General features: G+C 63.2%; 17 protein-coding genes and 1 pseudogene. 2 read left to right on the forward strand and 16 right to left on the reverse strand.

The window, feature by feature from the left end; all coding sequences use genetic code 11:
* Positions 1 to 7: 7 nt before the first annotated feature.
* The 11 genes and pseudogenes from PGC08_RS13405 to PGC08_RS13455 all read right to left on the reverse strand — a co-directional run bounded on the left by PGC08_RS13405 (position 8) and on the right by PGC08_RS13455 (position 12,505).
* Entirely contained in the window at positions 8 to 586 is a 579-nt protein-coding gene (locus tag PGC08_RS13405; protein WP_009882612.1) for a maltokinase N-terminal cap-like domain-containing protein, read from the reverse strand.
* A gap of 1 nt (position 587) precedes the next feature.
* Positions 588 to 1,373, reverse strand: coding sequence for an FAD-dependent thymidylate synthase (gene thyX / locus PGC08_RS13410; RefSeq protein ID WP_009882613.1), 786 nt, complete (start codon positions 1,371 to 1,373; stop codon positions 588 to 590).
* Between the two features lie 86 nt (positions 1,374 to 1,459).
* Positions 1,460 to 2,263, reverse strand: a complete 804-nt coding sequence (locus PGC08_RS13415; protein ID WP_009882614.1) for a peptidase E — start codon at positions 2,261 to 2,263, stop codon at positions 1,460 to 1,462.
* Positions 2,224 to 2,718, reverse strand: a complete 495-nt coding sequence (locus PGC08_RS13420; protein WP_035278533.1) for a hypothetical protein — start codon at positions 2,716 to 2,718, stop codon at positions 2,224 to 2,226. The genes PGC08_RS13415 and PGC08_RS13420 overlap by 40 nt, the downstream gene beginning before the upstream one ends.
* Before the next feature lie 2 nt (positions 2,719 to 2,720).
* The gene (locus tag PGC08_RS13425) at positions 2,721 to 3,809 is read right to left on the reverse strand and encodes a lipoate--protein ligase family protein (protein WP_271708600.1); all 1,089 of its coding nucleotides are present in this window, start codon (positions 3,807 to 3,809) and stop codon (positions 2,721 to 2,723) included.
* A gap of 46 nt (positions 3,810 to 3,855) precedes the next feature.
* Positions 3,856 to 6,096, reverse strand: coding sequence for a prolyl oligopeptidase family serine peptidase (locus tag PGC08_RS13430; RefSeq protein WP_271708601.1), 2,241 nt, complete (start codon positions 6,094 to 6,096; stop codon positions 3,856 to 3,858).
* 64 nt (positions 6,097 to 6,160) lie between these two features.
* Positions 6,161 to 6,799, reverse strand: coding sequence for a hypothetical protein (locus tag PGC08_RS13435; RefSeq protein ID WP_271708602.1), 639 nt, complete (start codon positions 6,797 to 6,799; stop codon positions 6,161 to 6,163).
* Positions 6,800 to 6,943: 144 nt separating this feature from the next.
* Positions 6,944 to 8,422: an HNH endonuclease gene (locus PGC08_RS13440; RefSeq protein ID WP_135447707.1), complete on the reverse strand. Its 1,479-nt coding sequence runs from the start codon at positions 8,420 to 8,422 to the stop codon at positions 6,944 to 6,946.
* A gap of 84 nt (positions 8,423 to 8,506) precedes the next feature.
* Positions 8,507 to 9,976 (reverse strand): MFS transporter, encoded by a 1,470-nt coding sequence (locus PGC08_RS13445; protein WP_271708603.1) that lies wholly within the window; start codon positions 9,974 to 9,976, stop codon positions 8,507 to 8,509.
* Positions 9,977 to 10,255: 279 nt separating this feature from the next.
* A pseudogene (locus PGC08_RS13450) lies at positions 10,256 to 11,346 on the reverse strand (branched-chain amino acid aminotransferase).
* A 121-nt stretch (positions 11,347 to 11,467) separates the two neighbouring features.
* Positions 11,468 to 12,505, reverse strand: coding sequence for a 3-isopropylmalate dehydrogenase (locus PGC08_RS13455; RefSeq protein WP_009882623.1), 1,038 nt, complete (start codon positions 12,503 to 12,505; stop codon positions 11,468 to 11,470).
* 197 nt (positions 12,506 to 12,702) lie between these two features.
* Here PGC08_RS13455 and PGC08_RS13460 point away from each other — a divergent pair, with 197 nt between their 5' ends.
* Both PGC08_RS13460 and PGC08_RS13465 read left to right on the forward strand, forming a co-directional pair.
* Positions 12,703 to 13,554: an HpcH/HpaI aldolase/citrate lyase family protein gene (locus PGC08_RS13460; RefSeq protein ID WP_096161176.1), complete on the forward strand. Its 852-nt coding sequence runs from the start codon at positions 12,703 to 12,705 to the stop codon at positions 13,552 to 13,554.
* A gap of 10 nt (positions 13,555 to 13,564) precedes the next feature.
* The gene (locus PGC08_RS13465; RefSeq protein ID WP_125240614.1) at positions 13,565 to 14,323 is read left to right on the forward strand and encodes a phosphatase PAP2 family protein; all 759 of its coding nucleotides are present in this window, start codon (positions 13,565 to 13,567) and stop codon (positions 14,321 to 14,323) included.
* 35 nt (positions 14,324 to 14,358) lie between these two features.
* Here the strand turns inward: PGC08_RS13465 and serA are convergent, their stop codons facing one another.
* From serA to PGC08_RS13490, 5 genes are all read right to left on the reverse strand, one after another.
* Positions 14,359 to 15,951, reverse strand: a complete 1,593-nt coding sequence (gene serA / locus PGC08_RS13470) for a phosphoglycerate dehydrogenase (RefSeq protein WP_271708604.1) — start codon at positions 15,949 to 15,951, stop codon at positions 14,359 to 14,361.
* A gap of 93 nt (positions 15,952 to 16,044) precedes the next feature.
* Positions 16,045 to 17,379 carry a GNAT family N-acetyltransferase gene (locus PGC08_RS13475; RefSeq protein WP_271708605.1) on the reverse strand — a complete coding sequence of 445 codons (1,335 nt, stop codon included), beginning with the start codon at positions 17,377 to 17,379 and terminating at the stop codon, positions 16,045 to 16,047.
* A 130-nt stretch (positions 17,380 to 17,509) separates the two neighbouring features.
* The gene (gene ilvC / locus PGC08_RS13480) at positions 17,510 to 18,541 is read right to left on the reverse strand and encodes a ketol-acid reductoisomerase (protein WP_271708606.1); all 1,032 of its coding nucleotides are present in this window, start codon (positions 18,539 to 18,541) and stop codon (positions 17,510 to 17,512) included.
* Positions 18,542 to 18,691: 150 nt separating this feature from the next.
* Positions 18,692 to 19,204, reverse strand: coding sequence for an acetolactate synthase small subunit (ilvN, locus tag PGC08_RS13485; RefSeq protein ID WP_009882629.1), 513 nt, complete (start codon positions 19,202 to 19,204; stop codon positions 18,692 to 18,694).
* Positions 19,201 to 21,138 carry an acetolactate synthase large subunit gene (locus PGC08_RS13490; protein WP_069600490.1) on the reverse strand — a complete coding sequence of 646 codons (1,938 nt, stop codon included), beginning with the start codon at positions 21,136 to 21,138 and terminating at the stop codon, positions 19,201 to 19,203. The genes ilvN and PGC08_RS13490 overlap by 4 nt, the downstream gene beginning before the upstream one ends.
* Between the last annotated feature and the right edge of the window lie 149 nt (positions 21,139 to 21,287).

Consider the following 21,287-nt stretch of genomic DNA (forward strand, 5'->3'; position numbering starts at 1 on the left):
CAGTGCATCACACCATCACGGCGAGCACGACCGGAGCTTCCTGACCCGCCCAGCGGCCCAGGAGCAGTCCCGCGTCGGATCCCTCAGCGGGAGAGTCGAGGTTGAGTTCATACAGCACCTGCACGTCTTCGGCACCGGCCAAGGGTCCCGTGCCCCAGGCATGAGCCACATCGGTGATCTCGTCGATTCGGTTGCCCTCGTCGTCGACGCGGTACTGCTTTGCCGAGGTTCCGGCGGTGGCGATCGCGTGGTCCAGTCGCTGCCGGAAGTGTGGGTCGCCCATTCCGTCATAAACCCAGCGCGTGCCGAGGATGGAGTGCTCCATGGTCGAGATCAGGTGCTTGTCGGCACCGGCCAGCTCAACACCACGGTAGGTCAGCGGCACCTGGAAGACACGGTCACCGGCGGCGACGATGTGGATCTCGGCGCCCACCTTGCCTTCCGGATCGTCGAAGCGGTAGGACGTGACCTTCTTCAAGGACTCCGGGGCCACATCGGCCTCGGCTGCCCATGACTGCTTGGACAGCCATGCGGAGATGACGTCGAGTTTTCCGGGGTTCAGTTCGGCGCTGTAGATGTCAGCCATGTCATGCCTTCCGGGTCCCGGGGATCCATTCCCCATCGACCACTTCATAGTCGGAGAAGATCGCTGGGGCCTCTTCGCGCATGGCCTCACCGATTTTGTTGAACACGAGACGGATCTCTTCCTCTGCTCCCTTGGCGGTGCGCATCTCGATGACGTGACGCAGGGAGCGCAGGTTCGCGGTGTAGACGATGCCGGTGGCCAGGCCCTCGGGTGCGAAGCGGCGCATGAAGGAGGTCATGTGCTTCTTGTGGGAGAACTTGGTGCTGGCTTCGTCGAGTTCGAAGTGCTCGGTCATCCACTTCTGGTGCTCTTCGAGGGTGTCGAGGACCTTGAGCGAGCGTTCCATGAGCTCCGAGTCCTCACGTGCCCATTCGGGGAACCAGAACGGAATGTCGGCCAGGCGCACGTAGCGCAGGGATTCCTGCGAGAACGCCGATCCTGCACGGTGACGGATGAGTTCGTGGGTGAGCACCCGTGAGACGTTGTGGAGGACGAAGGTGAAGTTCGCGTGTTCGAGCACCGATCCGTGCTGGGAGGCGATGACGTTGCCCAGGTACTGGGCCGAGTCGGTGCGCACGCGCGACACGTTCGGGTTCAGTCCCGGTTCCCACGAGCGGTAGCACATGCGTCCGGAGAACTCGAGCAGATCCTCGGCGTCGGGAGAATCGGCCTCTTCGACCCGGTCGGCCCAGGTAGTTCCGCCCACCTCGTCGAGGTATGTCCTCATCGATTCCCAGTCGATGCTGGGTTTTGCGAGCAGTTCTACGGATGGTTCGACCTGGCGCATGGCTCTCCTTGTGCAGGGTATGGCTTGATTGATTCCCAATCCTACAGATCAGATCGCCGAGGTGGTTCGACCGTCCGTGACGAATGTTAGGTCACGTCTCTGTCGAGCCGTGTTTCGCCTCGCTCGTCGACGATGTAGGCGTGTGCCTCGGATTTCTCCGCAATCACCGAGGTGGCTCTGAAGTTCTCGAAGACGACCGCAGCATGGTCATCGATGGCAAGCCCGGGCCCTGGAAGCTGGCCGGCCTCGATCCATGTTCGGAAGGTCTCGGCCCGGCCGGGTTCACCGTGATAGTGCGGGCAGGCGCTTCCGGGGATGAGCCCGAGGCCGTCGCTGAGTGGAGCCAGGGGCCCGAACGAATCTGTCGACGAGGCCTCGAACCAGCAGTTGGCACCGGCACTGATTCCGGCCAGGATAGTGCCCCTTGACGCGGCGAGCGCCATGATGTCATCGACTCCGTGGTCACGCCACAGCGTCAGCAGGTTGGCGGTGGATCCGCCGCCGACGTAGATGAGGTCCATGTCCTGGAGCATCTTCGGGTCCTGGTAACCCCACGGGCTCTGTCCGAACAGTGAGAGCACGTGCGTTTCTGCCCGTCCGTCGAACGCGGCTTCGAAGCGGTGGATGTAATCGGGGTTGTCTCCTGAGGCGGTCGGGACGAAGCACACCCGGGGAAGCACCGAAGCTCCGCGACCACCTCGGCGGTGGTGAGCTTCTGTGCTGCGCTTGTCTCGAACGGTGGTCGCCAGCTCCAGGAGGTAGTCATCGATCGCTGATGTTCCGGATTCCGACATCGAGAACCCGCCACCACCGAGAGCGACGATCGTCGACTGGTTGAGGGCCGCATCCATCATCGTGTTGTGCGCCCCTGAGGTCGTCTGGCCTGCCATTGGTCTCGGGCTTTCCGTCTCGTTCGGCCAGCCTTCACCATTGCCACGACGGCGCCGACTCCGAAGAACAGGAAGCCGGTTGCGGCAACGATGAGCACCGCGATCTGGTTGCCGCTCACCCCGTAGGTCACCGCTGATATGAGCGTGAAGATGAACAGGAGCCCCATCCCGAGCCCCATCAGCAGCCCCACCCACAGTGTGAGCACGAACGTGGTCCGGGAATTGGGGTCCCTGCGCATCAGGATTCCGCCGAAGAGACAGGCACCGAAAAAGACCAGGCACACCAGCCCGATCAGGCGGAGAGCGCCGATGAACATACACAGCAGCGAGGCCGCCACGAACACGGACGAGACGATGATGAGTGTGGTTCCCTGCCGCCTCTCACGGCGTTGTGCTTCCGCGGCCAGGGCCAGTGCTTGGGCCTGCCACCAGGGGTTTTGATCACCTGAGGACATACTCACGGCACCCGGTGCGTCCACTTCTCGGTGCCGAACTTCTCATCAACCAAAGCCTGCGCCTTGTCCAGTTCGTCGGCAGTGAAGGTGTCGAAGTTTGCCCCATAACGGTCAGCAAAGGTGTTGGCCATGACGTCGATGATGTCCTTGCGGGCCTCACCGGTCTGGCTGCGGAGGGGGTCGACGCGCTTCTTGGCGCTCGATACTCCCTTATCGGAGATCTTCGCCTCGCCGATGCGCAGGACTTCGACCATCTTGTCGGCGTCGATGTCATAGCTCATGGTCGCGTGGTGGAGCAGAGTGCCATCACGCAGTCTCTTCTGTGCCGCACCGCCGATCTTGCCGCCGGTTGAGGAGATGTCGTTGATCGGTTTGTAGAAGGCTTCGACGCCGAGGCTCTTCAGTGCGGCTAGCACCCATTGGTCGAGGAAGACATAGGATTCCTCGTAGTCGAGGCCGGCGACCAGCGAGGGCGGTACGAACATCGAATAGGTGATGCAGTTCCCGCCTTCCATGAACATCGCTCCCCCGCCGGAGATGCGACGCACAACCTGCACGCCGTACTTCTCGACGCCTTCTGGGCGGAGTTCGTTGACATAGGACTGGAAGGCTCCGATGACGGTGGCGGTGTCGTCCCATTCCCAGAATCGCAGCGTGGGTTTGCGACGTCCCGCCGCAACCTCCTCCAACAACACCTGATCGAGGGCGACATTGACCTGTGTGGGCAGCACCTGACCGCGGATGACCTGCCAGTCGAAGTCGGTGAAGTTCGCAGCCGACCCCAGAGCACGGCGGACGACTGTCGCAATGTCGGAGTTGGAGAATCCGTGCATCGCCAGTTCGGAGCCGTAGCCGGCGAGCGCCGCGTCGAGTCGTTGCCGCAGGTTCGCGTTGTCGGCGGTGACGCTGGCGCCCACAAGCGCGGGGGCGAGATCGAAGTAGGCCTCTTCGGGTTCGAGGAAGAAGTCACCGGAGATCTTGAGCTCGGTGATGGTCTTCCCGTCGGTCTCCACATCAGCGACCACGAGCTTTCCGCCGATGACCTTGTACTCGGCGTGAAAACGCTGGGGTTCGTGTATGTCGTTCGTCATGATTCCAAACCTACTCTCGAGCTCGACTGCAAAGCTATGAACTTGCTCACTCGCCGGTCAGTGAGTTCCACAGGAACCGGTAGCTCAGGGCCCGGGTGAAGGCCGCCTGCTTGTTGTCCGATGCCGCCGAGTGTCCGCCTTCGGTGTCTTCGAAGAACCACACATCAGCGATGCCGCGATCCTGCATTCGGGCAGCCATCTTGCGTGCCTGGACTGGTCCCACACGATCATCAGACGTCGCTGTCCAGAACAGCACCGGCGGATAGTCCGTGCCGTCTTCGAGCAGATGGTAGGGCGAGAACTTCTGGATGAACGCCCAGTCCTCGGCCACATCTGGGTCACCGTATTCGGCCTTCCACGAATAGCCCGCGCTCAGTTTGGTGTAGCGGCGCATGTCCAGAAGAGGCACTCCGCACGAAATCGCACCGAAGAGCTCGGGATACTGGGTGAGCATGTTCCCCACCAGCAGTCCTCCGTTCGATCCGCCGGCGCAGGCCAAGCTCGACGGACTCGTCACTCCCCGATCGATGAGGTCTCGGGCAACCGCGGCGTAGTCCTCGTAGGCCCGCATCCGGTTCTCCCGCATCGCCGAGGTGTGCCACCCTGGCCCGTATTCCCCGCCGCCGCGGATGTTGGCGAGGACGTAGACCCCGCGTCGTTTTGCTGGAAGCGAGGCCTCGGTTCCTGTCGTGCGCTCCAACCAGCCGATGCCCATGACCGGGGAGTAGACCGGTGTTCGGCTGACTTCGAAACCGCCGTATCCGTCCAGCAGGGTCGGATTCTTCCCATCGAGTTCCAGGCCGCTGTCGCCGATCTGGAAGTAGGGGATCTTCGTTCCATCGTCGCTGGTGGCGAAGTGCTGTTCGACGCGGAACCCTTCGCCGGGAAACAGGGCTGGTGCCGACTTGATGACTTCTGGAGTGACGGAGCTGCTGGAGTTCTCGGTCTCGCCGGAAGACCCCAGGCTCCCGTACGACAGGGTTGTTGGGGTGAGGAAGCCCGTGCTCACCAGCCAATAGTCGTTTGCGGTCGCGTCATCATGTTTGTCGACGGCTCCGAGCCCGACCATGTGATTGGCTGGGACCCCGGGCAGTCGGGACGAGGAGAAGTTGTCGTTCGGGTCAAGCACGACCAGCTGCGACTGCACGTCTCTCAGCAGCTCGAGGACGAGGTAGTCCCGTGTCCATGTCCACGACTGCAGGGCGGTGTGCTCATCTGGGGTGAAGATGACGGTTGGGGAGATTCTCCCGGCCTTCACCTCGGCGATATCGGCAACAGCCAGACCTCCGGCCGCGACTGTGAGACCCTCATGATCCCACTGAGACTGGGGACGGAAGAGAACGAAATCTCGTTCGAACCCGACCTCCACATCGGTCGGGACATCCACGACGCTCAGCTTGTTCTCCCACGCCGAGGCGGTGGTTGAGATCGACCCGGGTTCGTCCCTGACATCGTCGAGGTCGATGAAGCTCATCCGCGTGTTGAAGAAGTCGATCGCGTCGATGGCGAACGCCCGGTCGGTGGAATCAGGATCTGCTGCTCCCACGTCGCTGCCGACGAAGATTGCGACATGGTCACGAGGCACCTCGGCGACGATCGGGGCATCTGCGATGGCCTGCCCACGTGTGAGAACTCGAGCCTGACGCGGATAGGACGAGGTGGTGAGAGAGTCCTCGCCGGTATCGGTAGCGACGATGATCGTGTCGTCGTCGAGCCAGGCGAAGCGAGTCTTCGCCGAGGGCAGGTCAAAGCCTCCGGCGACGAAGGACTTGGTCACCAGATCGAATTCGCGCACCCGGTGGGCGTCGCCACCATCGGGAGACAAAGAGACGAGCGCACGAGCGTTGTCCGAACGACGCACCGAGGCTCCGGCCCACACCCAGGGTGTGTCCTCTGCGATGCCGAGTGCGTCGATATCGATGAGAACTTCCCATTCCGAGGACTCGGAGACATAGCTGTCCCAGGTGGTCTGTCGCCACACGCCCTTGGGATTCGTGGAGTCGCGCCAGAAGTTGAAGTAGTGATCGCCGCGTTTGGCCACCATCGGGATCTTGCCCTCAGAGTCCAAAGCGGTCTGAATATCACCGGCGATGGAGTCGAAGAGATCATCATGGAAGCGGGCGAGGGTGGTCGTGTTCTGTTCCTTCACCCACGCGACCTGGTCCTCCCCGTGGATGTCTTCGAGCCACAGGTTCTCATCGTGGGGCATCGGGGCAGCATCATGCGGCTGGGTTGCCGCGGTGGAGTTCTCGTTCGTCTGGTCATCTGCCGAAGCTTCTGTGCGCATGCCACCATCCTAGTGATCGTTGAGCACCGCCGAGCTCGGGTGCCTGCACAGCAGGCGGTTCGGCTCAGAACGGTGGTCGGAACATGATCAGTCCCGGCTGACCGTTGGGTGCTTCGGGTCCGTGGCCGAGGTCGAAGAACCCGAGGCTTTCGTAGAGTCGGCGGGCGGGGCTGTCGATGTCGGTGGTCTGGAGCCAGCAGCTGTATCCGCTGATGCCGGCCAACCAGCCCTGCAACGTCGCTCGTCCGAGTCCGGACTGATGCAGGTGAGGGTCACGTGCCAACAGGTTGAGCGCGAACGACCATTCGATTGTCGCGGCGGCGTCCCCGAGGGTGGAACGGAGTTCATGCGCCCATTCGTGGTCCTGTTCGGCCCAGGACCAGAAATGACCGTAGGCGATTGATCTCAGGCGTCCCTCGGAATGTGTTGCTGCGACGAGAACCTGGCCGTTTCGGACCGAGAGATCGTAAAGGCTGCCGAACAGTGCGGCATGCTTCGGATCTTCGTTGAGGGGCGGCTCGGCTGCGGCAGCAGCGTAGAGTTCCTCGACCTCAGACGGAGGCGGGAGCACTCCCGGGATTCCGGCTGCCGAGCCTACGGGTTCCCAACTCTGGCCCAGTCCGCCTGGTACGCCCCACACGAGCTCAACGTCGAGCTCTGCGGGTGAGGTTCCGAGCACTTCACACTCGGCATGATCATCCATGCTCCCCACCCTAACGACGTCGGCAGTCGATCAGTTGAATTCAGGGAGAATTCTCTCCAGTGGGTTGAGCAGCTGGCGCCTGAGTCTGGCACCCGGTTCTGGTGTCTAGCTCAGGCGGCTGGCTCCGAAGACTGGCTGAGGACGTCATGCCGTGGAGGCGTAATCGGCGACCTGTCGCCCGAGGCACACTTCCACTGTGCTCGGGGGCTCCTCATAATGCTCCCAAACATCGACGTTCAGCGATTCAAACGGTTCTACAAGTCTCGGCGCTTTCACTTTTCGCAACGGTGGGATTCTCACAGAGAAGAGATTCGGCTCGCTGACCGGATCGGGGGCCTGTTCATCTGCGAGCTTGGAACGCGGACGTTCTCGAGAGTTCGCGTCGGGTTTTCCAATCGGTCGGGTGCCGATCCGGTAGCGATGTCCGGTGGGAGTTCGTACGACCAGTTCTTCTGCCGTGGCCTCGTGCCGCCATCCCGGCACCTCTTTGAGGAAGTTGCAGGCTGCGCAGAGACCTGAGGCGTTGTCCCAGTCGGTCCCTCCGCCGGCGGCATATGACTGTGCGTGGTCGGCATGTTTGATCTTGGCATCGCACCACGGTGAGCGGCAGACATCATCGCGGATGACCACCATGCGCCGGAGCAGACCGGAGAACTCACGCCGCTTCGAGTCCATCCGGACCAGTTGCCCGTCGGATGGTCGTGTGTACAGCCGGCGGATGAACGTCGCGGCTTCGTTGTCGGCGATGAAATCACGTGCGGTCTTCGCGGGGATCGGGCCGAAGCCGGGAAACCATGCCGGGGTGTCGCCTGGGGAGAAGAGGCTGCTCTCATTCATCACGACGTGAACTTCGGTGGGAATGGCCTCAGCGTTATCTTGCCCTGTGATTCTCTCGACCAGGAGATCGGCCATGATCTGGCTCTGAGATCTTCCTTCGGCCTGTCCTATTCCCACGATCGACTGCGCGGACTTCGCCAGGTTGGTATACGCCGCCACGGCCTGCGACAAGGGCAGGAGCGCCGTCAGATACGCCATGTTTCCTGGTGCTGGGCGCACGCTGACGGCACGCTCTTCCATGCATCTGTCGAGGTGCTCGACGGCAGCCTTCTGGTCGAGTTGCTGGGCAAGAGCTCGGACTTCATTGCCCAATCGACCGACGCCGACCTCGGAGAGACGATCGGACATCCGCTCATCGACTTGGTGTCTTTTGTCCCTGGGGAGCCAGTCGGTTTCCTTCGCGACGACGCGTGCTTTCTCTTCCGAAATGTTGCCGCTCTTCAACGAGGCATAGGTTTTGGGCAGGTCCATCAGCAGCGACCGAGAGAAGCCGAGCAGTTTGCTTCCACGGGCTCGAGACACCTTCCGCGCCAGTCCGATCTCGGCGCCCAGGCCTCTGCCCTGCTTGCGACTCGGCACTCCTTCTTCGGCTTCACGATTCCGACGATGCATGTCGAAGGTCAGGGTTTCTCTGGCCTGCGCTGCCGCGCTCACGGACACCAGTTCTTCCAGGGCAGTGATCCGATCGATCGCTTCATGCTCGGTCCGTGCCGGAGGCAGATCAGACAGCTTCTCGCGCCACCGATGAATCTCGGCGATCACATCTGAAACTGGTTCTGCATCCATAGGAACACGTTAGCGGTCGCCCCTGACACGAGAATTTCGTCGTCCATCATCCCAAGTCAAAGGTGGAATCGAGCGATGGGAGCCTCAGCCGAGCGCTTCGCCTGTGGTCTCTCGTGCGAGCAGAGCCATCAGCACCACTGCCACAACCACGAGCAGACCGGTGAGGATGAACGTCAGCGTCAGGCCGAGCACCGGCCACATGAACGCACCGAAGACCAGGGGTGCGATGCCGGTCGCGATTCGCGACGCCGCCGATGCCCAACCGAATCCCGATCCTCGCAGACGAGTCGGGTAGAGCTCCGAGACATAGGTGTAGAGGGTGGGAATCGCGATCTGCACAACGAAACCGAACCCGATGATGCTGGCTTTGGCGGCAAATGTCAGCTCCGAACCGGAAGCCTCGATGAACACTGCAGCAACGACGAGCAGGAGCGCGGAGACAATCGACGTGGTGCCGAGCACCCACTTCCGACCGACCCGTTCGACGATCAGTGCCGAGACGATTACACCGAGGATTCCCACCGCGGTCATCGAACCGGTGACCATGAATGCCGCCTGGTCCCCCATGCCCTGCTTCTTCAGGATCCCCGGCAACCATGTCAGTGCCGCGTAGTAGACCAGGAGAACGGAGACGAACAGGGACCACGAGACGAGAGTCGTCTTGGCCGAGTACTGCCATAGCTGCACCAGCTGGCCGGTGGCAGCGCGTAGCTGTGCATTGACGTTGGTGACCCTGCCGGGCTGGGACGGCGCATTCGAAGTTGCCTGGGACGCGGCTCCGGCCGTCGTCGCGGTCGCACCTTCGGCCGCAGTCGCACCTTCGGCCGTCTTGGGGACCTCATGGGTCCAGGTCGTCACCTCGGCGCCGGTGCGCTCAACGAGCCGGGCGATGATCGCATCGGCCTCTTTGTAGCGCCCGACAGAGGCAAGGTAGAGCGGCGATTCGGGAATTCCGAAACGCACGGCAACGGTCAGCAGCGCGGGCACGATCATGACGAGCATGATCAGGCGCCAATCCCCCACGCCCAGCAGCCATGCGGAGACGAAGGCGCACAGTGAAGCGCCGATGGGCCACCACCCGTCCATCGCGGTGAGGACTCGGCCCCGGTGCTTCTTGGGGGTGAATTCACCGACAAGGGCATAGTCGACCGGAATACAACCACCAAGCCCGAATCCGGCAAGGAATCGGAAGAGAATGAACCAACCGAACGCCGGAGAGAATGCTCCCGCGACGGTGAAAATTGAGAACACCAGCAGAGTGAGGGTGAATGCCTTCTTCCTGCCGATCACATCGGCGATGCCGCCCCAGATGAAGGCGCCCAGGGCCATGCCGATGAGGTTGGCAGTGGCGATCCAGGCGGCTTGGCCGACGCTCAGGCTCCAGTAGTCGCTGAGCAGCGGGATGAGGAACCCATTGAGGGCGACGTCCCAAGCGTCGAACATGAACCCCAAGCCGCCGATGATGAAGATGGCACCTTGGGTTCTCCATCGCCAGGGAAGGTTGGCGACGACTTCGGAAGCGGTCGGCGTTGTCGCCGAGGTTGCAGTAGACACGAGGCCACAATACCTCTTTAACTCATTTGTGAGTAAAATTGCCCGCGACCCGTCTGAACACTCCAAGCCGCCCGATGGGACACGTCTAGATGGAGTACGCCTATTGGACCAGGCAGGCCGAGCCCCAGGTCGAAACTCCAGAGACTGTCATGGCACATGCCTGAGACTGTCATGGCACACGAAGAGGGTCGGGTGCCGCGATCGAAATCGCAGCATCCGACCCTCTCAACGCGGGACGTTCTGAGCCGACCTGCCTGAGCAGCGCCTAAACCCCAGGCCTCAGGCCAGGCGAACCATCCAGTTGTTCTTGTCCTCGGTCCGACCGTACTGGATGTCGAGCAGCGTCTTGCGGAACTCCATGGTCTTCGCGCCCGGTTCGGTGCCGTGATCGATGGTGAAGTCATTGCTGACGACCCGACCGATCGGTGTGACGACCGCGGCGGTGCCACAGGCGAAGGCCTCGACGATGTCGCCGTTGGCAGCACCCTCGCGCCATTCGTCGATGGTGACCTTGCGCTCTTCGGGCTCGAGACCCAGCTGCGGGGCGAGGTCGAGCAGCGAACGGCGGGTCACACCGTCGAGGATCGAATCGCCGAGTTCCGGAGTGACCAGACGGCCGTCCTTGGTCACGAGCATGAGGTTCATGCCGCCGAGCTCGTCGATGTACTTGCCCTCTGCAGCGTCGGTGAACAGCACCTGCTGACACCCCTGAGCTGCGGCTTCGTTCTGCGCGGCCAGTGAGCTGGCGTAGTTTCCGCCGCACTTGGCGAATCCGGTGCCGCCGGCACCTGCACGGTTGAAGTTCTGCGACAGCCAGATCGAGACGGGCTCGATGCCGCCGGAGAAGTAGGGCCGGCCGGGCAGGAGATGACGTAGTAGTCCACTTCATGACTGGAGCGCACACCGAGGAAACGTTCGGTGGCGATCATGAACGGACGCAGGTAGAGGCTCGACTCGTCGGCCTCGGACTCGGGAGTCGGGACCCACTGCTGGTCGAGGGTGACCAGGGCCTTGAGCGACTCGATGAAGTCCTCTTCCGGCAGCTGCGGCAGTGCGAGCCGTTCGGCGGACTTGTTGATGCGAGCGGCATTCCGATCAGGACGGAAGGTCCAGACCGAACCGTCAGCGTGACGGTAGGCCTTGAGACCTTCGAAGATCTCCTGTGCGTAGTGGAACACGGCCGCCGCAGGATCGAGCTGCAACGGCGCGTATGGCTGCACCTGGTGTGCGTGCCAGCCATCGTCCAGGGTGTAGCGGACGTGCGCCATGTGGTCGGTGAAGTACAACCCGAATCCGGGGTCCTTCTTGATGTTCTCGCGCACCAGCTCGGGTTGCGGCTGGATGTTTTTGAGAACGGCAAACTTAGTCATAAGAACTCTTTTCTCATTTGTGATGAGTGACACTGTCAGGGTAGTCCATCACCCCGGTGCGCGTCGCACCGGGGTGATGATGATTCAGGCCGCAGCAGCGGGGTGAAACCAGACGGGAAGCTCAGCCCAGGCGAGCCGCGATCGCGTCGCCCACCTCGGCGGTGGAGCGCTTGGTTCCGTCCCGATCGGCCAGATCGGCTTCGACAGCTGTCTCGATCGACTTTGCGACGACGTCGAGGCCGAGGTGTGAAGCCATGAGCGCACCGGAGAGGATCGACGCGGTCGGGTCGGCGATCTGCTGCCCGGCGATGTCCGGCGCGGAGCCGTGGATCGGTTCGAACAGGCTCGGTGCCGTGCCTTCGACATTGAGATTGCCCGAGGCGGCCAGGCCGATGCCGCCGGTGACCGCGGCTGCGAGGTCGGTGAGGATGTCACCGAAGAGGTTGTCGGTGACGATCACGTCGTAGCGCGAGGGGTCGGTGACCATGTAGATCGTGCACGCATCGGTGTGTTCGTAGTTGAACGTCACCTCGGGGAATTCGGCGCCGACCTTCTCGACGACGCGACGCCACAGGTGACCGGCGTGGACCATGACGTTGTGCTTGTGCACGTAGGTGAGCTTCTTGTTTCGGGCCTGCGCACGCTCGAAGGCGTCGCGGACTGCCCGCTCCACGCCGTACCAGGTGTTGACCGAAACCTCGGTGGCGACCTCGTAGGGGGTGTCCGTGCGGACGGAGCCGCCCATGCCGGTGTATGACCCTTCGGTGCCCTCACGGACCACGACGAAGTCGATCTCACCCGGGTTCGCCAGCGGGCTGGTGACACCGGAGAAGAGCTTCGAGGGGCGCAGGTTGACTGCGTGGCTGAGACCGAAGCGCATCTTGAGGATCACACCGCGCTCGAGCACGCCCGAGGGCACGCTCGGATCGCCGCAGGCGCCGAAGAAGATGGCATCGTGCTTGCGCAGCGATTCCAGTTCGTCGTCGGTGATCGTCTCGCCGGTCTCGTGCCAGCGGCTGGCGCCGACATCGTAGTCTGTGAGATCGAGTTCGACCGGCTCTCCGGACACCTCGATCGCACGCTTGAGCACCTTGAGACCTTCGGGGACGACCTCGTTGCCGATTCCGTCGCCGGGCATGACCGCAATTGAAAACTTCATGGTTTCAGAGTAGAACTCATCTCACCATGCAACTAGGTCGTCCTACTATTCGGACACTACCGGGCGCTCGGAGTCGGCAAATCCCGTCATCCACAATTTCATGTCTCAAACTTCGTTCCCGACTACAATTCCGCGTCCCGAACGCCGAAGATGGGAGGAACAACCCCGAAGCAACAAACCCCAGAGAAAGTCGATCATTGACAGAGACGATCCGCAACGCCCGAGCCGCATCCCTCCCCGCCAAGCTCTCCCGCTCCTGGCTGCTGGTCAACGCCGCCAAAGAGGAGATCTTCACCGAGGCGCAGATCTCCGAATCGGATTCCGTCATCTTCGACCTTGAGGCCTCGGTCTCCGACGACAAGAAGATCACCGCCCGGGACAATGTCGTGCGTGCCCTGGAAGGCGGCATGTCCGCCTGGGTGCGCATCAACAAGATGGACTCGGAATTCTGGGATGACGACCTCGCCGCCATCGCCATGCTGCCCGGACTGCGCGGCGTGATGCTGCCGGAGACCGAACGCCCCGAACAGGTCTCCTATACCGCGATGCGTGCGAAGGCAGGACTGCCGGTCATCGCCCTGCTCGAATCTGCCATGGGCGTGGAGAACGCAACCAAGATCGCCGAGGCGCCCGGCACCTTCCGTCTGGCCTTCGGAACGAACGACTTCCGCAAGGACACCGGCTTCTCCGGTGATCCGATGGCACTGGCCTACGCTCGCTCGCGTCTGACCATCGCCTCGCGCATGGGCGGACTGCCCGGTGCGATCGACGGCCCATCAGCGGCGACCGCCAGCGATGAGCAGGTCCGCAATGACGCCGAGGTGACCCACATGATGGGCATGACCGGAAAGCTCGTGCTCAACGTCGATCAGGTCGTGACCCTCAACGAATCGATGAGCCCGAGCGAGGACGAGCGCGACTGGGCTCGACAGCTGCTCGAAGCCGCCGAGGGCGGATCCGAGATCACAGACGGTTCGTACCTCCCCCGTCTGGCACGCGCGAAGAAGATCGCGTCCCTGGCATCAACCTACGGTCTCTGGAACGCCTGAGTCCTCGCACGTGTCGGTCCGTCAGCCTTCGTGGATCCTCTGGTCGACCCTGCCTGCGATTCTCCTGGTCATCGCCTTCGGGCTGTGGCTGAGAGTCAATGTCTCCGGCCCCACGACGCTGGACCAGGATTGGCTCAGCCTCGTCGGGCTCGAATCCGACACCGTCCCGTACTGGGTGGCGGTCACCCTCGCCGAGATGGGTGGGGGCACGGGTGTCGTGATCTGCACGGGACTTCTGGGTGCGGTCTTCGTCCTCCTGCGACAGTTCCGTTCCGCTGGCGTCCTCGTGACCACCATGGTCTTGGGAGTCGCGCTGTCCGAGCTGCTCAAGGCCGTGGTGACCCGGGTCCGCCCCAGCGAGCAGCTCTACGATTCCCTGGGCTATTCGTACCCGTCGGGACATTCCATGGGTGCGGCCGCGCTTGCCCTCAGTCTCGCTTTCATAGCCTCTCGGGCGCATATGCTGCGTCTGGCCGAGGCGGGCGCGGTCGCCCCATTGGCGCTTCCGCCTGAGAGCACGAACGAGGTCAAGGCGGTTCCGACCGAGATCACTCCCCCACTCGAGCCTGTCGTCCTGCGGTTCCACTGGTCGATGCTCCTGGCCGCGGTCTGGATCCTGCTGATGATGTGGTCGCGGACCGCGCTGCAGGTGCACTGGCTCTCCGACACGATCGCAGGTGCCCTCATCGGCATCTCGGCCGCGGTGCTCGCCGATGAACTCTGGACCTGGGGGACGATGAGGGCCCGTTCACCTCGTCGTGAGAGGTGAACGGGCCCCGTTCGATCTGATGTGTCCGGTGGAGGTCAGTCCTCGCTCAGTGAGACTCCGCTGAAGGCTGAGGCGTTGACGGCTCCGGCCACGGCCTTGACGACTTCCTCGGACACCGCCGAGTCGACGGCGAGAACCGAGAGCGCATCGTTGTCGGTCGCAGAGGGTGAGACCTGCATGCCGGCGATGTTGATCTCGTTGGCACCCAGCGCCTGGCCCAGCTGCCCGATGATTCCGGGGCGATCTTCGTAGCGGAAGATGAGCAGGTTGTCGGTGAGTTCGATCTCGAGCTCGAAGCCGTTGACCTCGGTGAGCTTCTGCACGAGCTTCGGTCCGGTCACGGTGCCCGAGACAGAGATCCGCTGCCCTTCGCTCGTCGTCGCGGTCAGCCGCGTGACGTTGCGGAAGGATTCACAGTAGGGATCGGTGACGAGCTCGACGCCGATTCCGCGCTCCTCGGCCAACAGCGGTGCGTTGACGTAGGAGACCTGGTCGGACACGACGTCCTTGAACAGACCCTTGAGAGCGGAGAGCTTGAGGACGGACACGTCCTTGTCTGCGATCTCGCCGTTGACCTCGACCTTGAAGTGGGTGACCGAGGAGTTGGCCAGCGAGTTGACCACGCGGCCCAGACGTTCGGCCAGGGGAATGCCCGGGCGCACGTCCTCGTGGATGGCTCCACCGGCGACGTTGACAGCGTCGGGGACGAGTTCACCGGCCAGTGCCTTGCGCACGGACTTGGCGACGGCCACGCCGGCCTTCTCCTGCGCTTCAGCGGTCGATGCGCCGAGGTGGGGCGTGACGTTGACGGCGTCGAGGTCCATGAGCGCCGAGTGCTCAGGGGGTTCCGTGCTCCACACGTCGATGCCTGCACCGCCGACCTCACCTGCTGCGACCGCCTCGGCGAGGGCGTCCTCGTCGATGATGCCGCCGCGGGCGACGTTGATGAACCGGGCGCCGGACTTGGCGGCCTTGAATTCTTCGGTGCTGATCATGCCGATCGTCTCAGGCGTCTTGGGCATGTGGACGGTCACGAAGTCGGACACGGCCAGCAGTCCGGGCAGGTCGACGACCTCGACGCCCATCTGCGCGGCGCGTGCCTGCGTGATGTAGGGGTCGTAGCCGACCAGTCGCATGCCGAAGGCCTTGGCACGCTCGGCGACGAGGCCGCCGATGCGTCCGAGTCCGACGATGCCCAGAGTCTTCTCGTAGAGTTCCACGCCGGTGTACTTCGAGCGCTTCCATTCCCCCGCCTTGAGCGAGGTGTTGCCGGCGCCGAAGTAGCGTGCGGAGGCCAGAATGTGTGCCATGGTGAGCTCGGCCGCGGAGATGACGTTCGAGGTCGGAGCGTTGACGACCATGACGCCCGCCGAGGTGGCAGCTGGGACGTCGACATTGTCGAGTCCGACCCCGGCGCGGGCGATGACCTGGAGCTTCTTCGCCGCGGCGATCGCCTCGGCGTCGACCTGGGTCGCGGAGCGGACGAGGATCGCGTCGACATCGACGATGTCGTTGAGGAGCTGGGAGCGGTCAGCACCTTCGGTGTGACGGATCTCGAAGTCTCCTCCGAGGGCATCGATGGTTGCCGGTGACAGATTTTCGGCGATGAGCACGATGGGCTTGGGCACTGAGTTCCTCCTGTTGCGTCCGGGACGCGTCCATCTTATGAGACTTTGTGAATGCATTCACAAAGTCTCAAATTATGGGAAGTGAGTCTCGGCTCACTCAGGCGAGTGCCCCGGCCGAGTCACGCAGATGTCGACGTCAGAACCCGTTGGGCGAATACGGCATCCGGCCCAGGTTGAACATCGAGCTGGCGCGCACTGCGGCACCAGGCACGTTCTCGTCGATGCGTCCCGCGCGGCGAGGATCACCGGGTCGGCGCCGCCGAAGTAGAGGGACCCGAGTTCCGCGATGCCGAGACTCAGGTCTGCCGGGGTCGAATCAGGGGCGGTCTCGACGACGGCGTTCTCACCGTCTGAGGTGATCGTGTAGCGACCACCAGCCAAATCGAGGGAGTCGTCGATCTCGAGGACCAGTGTGCCCGGCACGTACCAGGGACGAGCCTCAAGGGCGGCCTTGACGTCGAGGATCCTGATCCAGATGTTGTCCTCAGTGGACACGGTCCGGACTCGGCGGGAGTCTGTGAGCAGCCACGGCAGCGGTGAGTCCTCGGCAGACTCTCCGAACGTCACCCTCGTCGTCAGGTCGATGGCGGCCAGGAATGACCACAGTGAGGCGTAGGCGGCATCGGTGACAGCGACGAAATCGATGAGTTCGATCGTCGGCGGATTCTTCGACCAGCCGGCGAACTTATAGGACACGTAGCCGTCGGCTTCGCCCTGTTCGTCGAAGTGCAGGGCGGCACGCACACCACGATCAGCCTCGCCGGTGTCCGTGTTCAGGTCTCCGGTGGCACGCTCGATGTAGGTCTGCTGGCGCTCCATGGCACCTGGGGAGGTGCGCATGAACTCTCCGTAGATCTTCGGTGCCAGCTCGCGCAGTTCGCTGGGCAGGCACATCTCGACCCGACGGTCGGGTTCGTGGACCATCTTGAACCCCGGTGAGGTGTCGACCTCGATCGAGTGTGCCCAGGTGGCTACGCCGAATCCGAAGCGGGAGTAGATTCCACCTTCGGTCGCCGTGAGTGCGGCGAATGGGTATCCGGCTGCCTTCGCCTCGGCGAGGTCGGTCGTCATCAGCGACCTCAGCAGCCCCCGCCTGCGATGGGTGGGCCGCACCGTCACCCAGGTGATCAGGTGGCCGGGCACCAGACGCCCGCCTCCCACGTTGACCAGCTTCTCGAACCACGCGAAGGTCGCCACGGGGACGCTGGCGTCGAGGGCGTGCTCGTATTCCTGCTTCGCGTAGACGGCGGTGAGGTTCCGCCCGTCGGCGATGGCTCGCTCGACGCGATTCTTCAGCGCATCATCGGTCGACCGAGCGTCATGGAATCCCACGCTCGTCGACGCGAAATACCCCTGTGTGCGCTCATCGGGGGCTCCGGTCGACTCGTCGAAGGCTGGCTTGAAGTTTTCGAATCTGTAGTTCGTCACGATCCCAAGAGTAATTCACATCACCGCCGATGCGACTCATGCACGAGCGGAAATCGTCACCTCCCGACGGGAGCCGACACGACGATGCCCCGGAGGCCGAGCAGGCTTCCGGGGCATCGAGGTAAGACGATCAGCGAGCGGCAGTGCCCTCGGTGTAGTCGTCATCGGAGTCCTTGAGCCATGCGAACATCTTGCGCAGTTCGCGGCCGGTGGTCTCGATCGGGTGCGTCTCTTCCTTCGAACGCAGTTCCTTGAACTCGGCCGCACCGTTCTTCTGGTCGTTCATGAAGCGCTCGGCGAACTTGCCGTTCTGGATGTCGGCGAGGACGGCTTCCATGTTCTTCTTCACGTCAGGGGTGATGACGCGAGGACCGGAGACGTAGTCGCCGTACTCAGCGGTGTCGGAGATCGACCAACGCTGCTTAGCGATTCCGCCCTCGACCATGAGGTCGACGATGAGCTTGAGCTCGTGGAGAACCTCGAAGTAGGCAATCTCCGGCTGGTAACCGGCCTCGGTGAGGACCTCGAAGCCGTACTGCACGAGGTGGGAGGTGCCACCGCAGAGGACGGTCTGCTCGCCGAAGAGATCCGACTCGGTCTCCTCGGTGAAGGTGGTCTTGATGCCGCCGGCGCGCAGTCCGCCGATTCCCTTGGCGTAGGAGAGGACGAGGTCCCAGGCCTTGCCGGAGGCGTCTGCTTCGACGGCGACGAGCACGGGGACGCCGCGACCGTCGACGTATTCGCGACGCACGACGTGGCCCGGTCCCTTGGGAGCGACCATGATGACGTCGACGCCCTCGGGAGGCTGGATGTAGTCGAAGCGGATGTTGAAGCCGTGAGCGAAGAGCAGCGCATTGCCGGGCTTGAGGTTCGGTGCGATCTCAGCGTTGTAGATCTCGGCCTGGACCTGGTCCGGGGCGAGGATCACGACGAGGTCGGCCCACTCGGAGACCTCGGCCGGGGTGCCGACTTCGAGGCCTTCTGCTGCAGCCTTGTCGCGGCTGGCGGAGCCTTCCTTGAGGCCGATGCGGACCTCGGCGCCGGAATCGCGCAGGCTCAGTGCGTGTGCGTGTCCCTGGCTGCCGTAGCCGACGACGGCAACCTTCGTGCCCTGGATGACGGACAGGTCTGCATTGTCGTCGTAATAGCGTTCTGCTGCCATAGTTCTCTTGCTCCTTCAGAGGTTTGGGGTACTCCCCCATTGTTTCACAGTTCGGTACTGCTGTTCACTTATTGAGATGGTTGACGTTCCACGAAGTGGAACGAGAAGTCCTCAGCTGCGCTGGGTTGAGGTGCGCAGTATCGCCAGGCTTCAGCTGCGCAGGGCGCGGTCGGTGATCGACTTCGAGCCGCGGCCGATGGCCACGGTGCCCGATTGGACGATTTCCTTGATCCCGAATGGCTCGAGGACATCGCGCAGGGCCTCGACCTTGCCCAGCTCGCCGGTGGCCTCGACGCTGACGGAATCGGGTCCCACGTCGACGATCTTGGCCCGGAACATCTCCACTGCCGCCGCAACCTGTGGGCGGGTGGTGGCGTTGGCCTTGACCTTGTAGATGATGTGGGCCCGGCGCACCGAGGTGGCCGGTTCGAGTTCGACGATCTTGATGACGTTGACGAGCTTGTTCAGCTGCTTGGTCACCTGCTCCAGCGGCACGTCCTTGACGTCGACGACGACCGTGATGCGCGAGAGCTCATCGTGTTCGGTGACGCCGACGGCGAGGCTGTGGATGTTGAAGCCGCGGCGGGCGATGAGGCCGGTGAAGCGGGTCAGCACGCCCGGCTTGTTCTCGACCAGGACTGAGAGTGTGTGCCGGTTGTTCATTCCAGGCCTCCTTCGATCTGTGCCACGGAGCGAACCGTGCCGTCTTCTTCGGTACCGGCGTCTGCGATCTGGTTCTCGGCCTGCTCGTCGCCTTCGCCGTCGAACTCGGGGCGAATGCCGCGGGCGTATTCGATCTCATCGTTGGACACACCGGCGGCGACCATCGGCCACACCATGGCATCCGGCGGGACCGTGAAGTCCAGAACGACGGGACGATCGTTGGTCTCCAGCGCCGTCTTGATCGCAGCATCGACATCGTCGTTGCTGTTCACGCGCAGGGCCAGGCAGCCGTAGGCTTCGGCGAGTTTGACGAAGTCGGGGATCCGGATCGTCTCGTGCCCGGTATTGAGATCGGTGTTGGAGTATCGCCCGTCATAGAACAGGGTCTGCCACTGGCGAACCATGCCCAGGGACGAGTTGTTGATGATCGCAACCTTGATCGGGATGTCATTGAGCGCGCAGGTCGCGAGCTCCTGGTTGGTCATCTGGAAGCATCCGTCTCCGTCGATGGCCCACACGACACGGTCGGGTTCGGCGACCTTCGCGCCCATCGCGGCAGGCACCGAGTAGCCCATGGTGCCCAGGCCACCGGAGTTCAACCAGGACTTGGGGCGTTCGAACTCGACGAACTGGGCGGCCCACATCTGGTGCTGGCCCACACCGGCGGCGTAGACAGCCTCGGGTCCGGTCAGCGCCGAGATCCGCGAGATCACATACTGGGGATCGCAGAGTTCGTCCTGCGTGGAGTAGCCCAGTGGGTAGGTCGTCTTGAGACGGTTGAGGAAGCGCCACCAGGGTTCGCGCTGACGCTCGAGTGCCTTGGGGAACTTGCTTCGCAGTTCGCTGAGCATCTCGGCCAGCACCTCGCGAGCGTCTCCGACGATGGCGACCTCGACGTCACGGTTCTTCCCGATCTCCGCCGGGTCGATGTCGGCGTGGATGACCTGCGCGTTCGGGGCGAAGGAGTCGAGGTTGCCGGTGACCCGGTCATCGAATCTGGCACCGATGGTGATGAGGAGGTCGGCCTTCTGGAAGGCGGTCACGGCGGGCACGCTGCCGTGCATACCCGGCATTCCGAGGTGGAGCTGGTGCGAGTCGGGGAACGCGCCACGGGCCATCAGGGTGGTGGCCACGGGAATGTTGGTCGCTTCGGCGAGTTTGAGCAGTTCCTTGTCGGCCTGCGAACGGATGACTCCGCCACCGATGTAGAACACGGGGCGCTGAGCTTCCGAGATGAGCCTCACGGCCTCGCGAATCTGCTTCGCGTGCGGCTTGAGGATAGGACGGTAGCCGGGCAGCTGCGGCTCTCCGGGCCAGACGAAGGGGGCGGTGCCCGTCTGTGCGTCCTTGGTGACGTCGACGAGGACCGGGCCGGGCCGGCCGGTGGTCGCGATGTGGTGGGCGTTGAGGATCGCCGATGGGATGTCCTCGGCCTTGGTGACGAGGAAGCTGTGCTTGGTCACCGGCATCGTCATTCCCACGATATCGGCTTCCTGGAAGGCGTCGGTGCCCAGCAGCTTCGAGCTCTGCTGGCCGGTGATGGCCAGGACGGGCACGGAGTCCATGTGGGCGTCGGCGAGCGCCGTGATGAGGTTGGTCGCTCCTGGACCCGAGGTCGCGATGCACACGCCCAGCTTGCCCGAGGCCGCAGCATAGCCTTCGGCCGCGTGTCCGGCGCCCTGTTCATGGCGAACGAGGATGTGGCGGATCTTGTCGGTCTCGAACAGTGGGTCATACGTCGGAAGGATGGTGCCGCCGGGAAGGCCGAAGACCGTCTCTACCTCGAGGAGCTCGAGGCTGCGGACGATTGCCTGCGCTCCGGTGAGGACCTCTGGGGTCGAGTTGCGTCGAATGCTTGACGGGGTCGCGGTGACCGGGGCTGCGCTGGGCGCGGTGCCAGTTCCCGCTGACTGGGCCGAGGGCGTGGCTGCCATCGTTTCGTATCCTTCCTAGTGATCCATCTTGTCTCCGCATGAAAAAAGCCCCTCCGGTTTCGGTAGGGGCGCGCGGAACATGTCGTGTTGACAGGCTACGGAAGATCCGCGCGCTGGGTAATAACGACGACAAGAAGGTGAGTCATGGC

Source organism: Brevibacterium sp. BDJS002 (genome assembly GCF_028201555.1).
In the GTDB taxonomy this organism is placed as follows: Bacteria; Actinomycetota; Actinomycetes; order Actinomycetales; family Brevibacteriaceae; genus Brevibacterium; species Brevibacterium aurantiacum.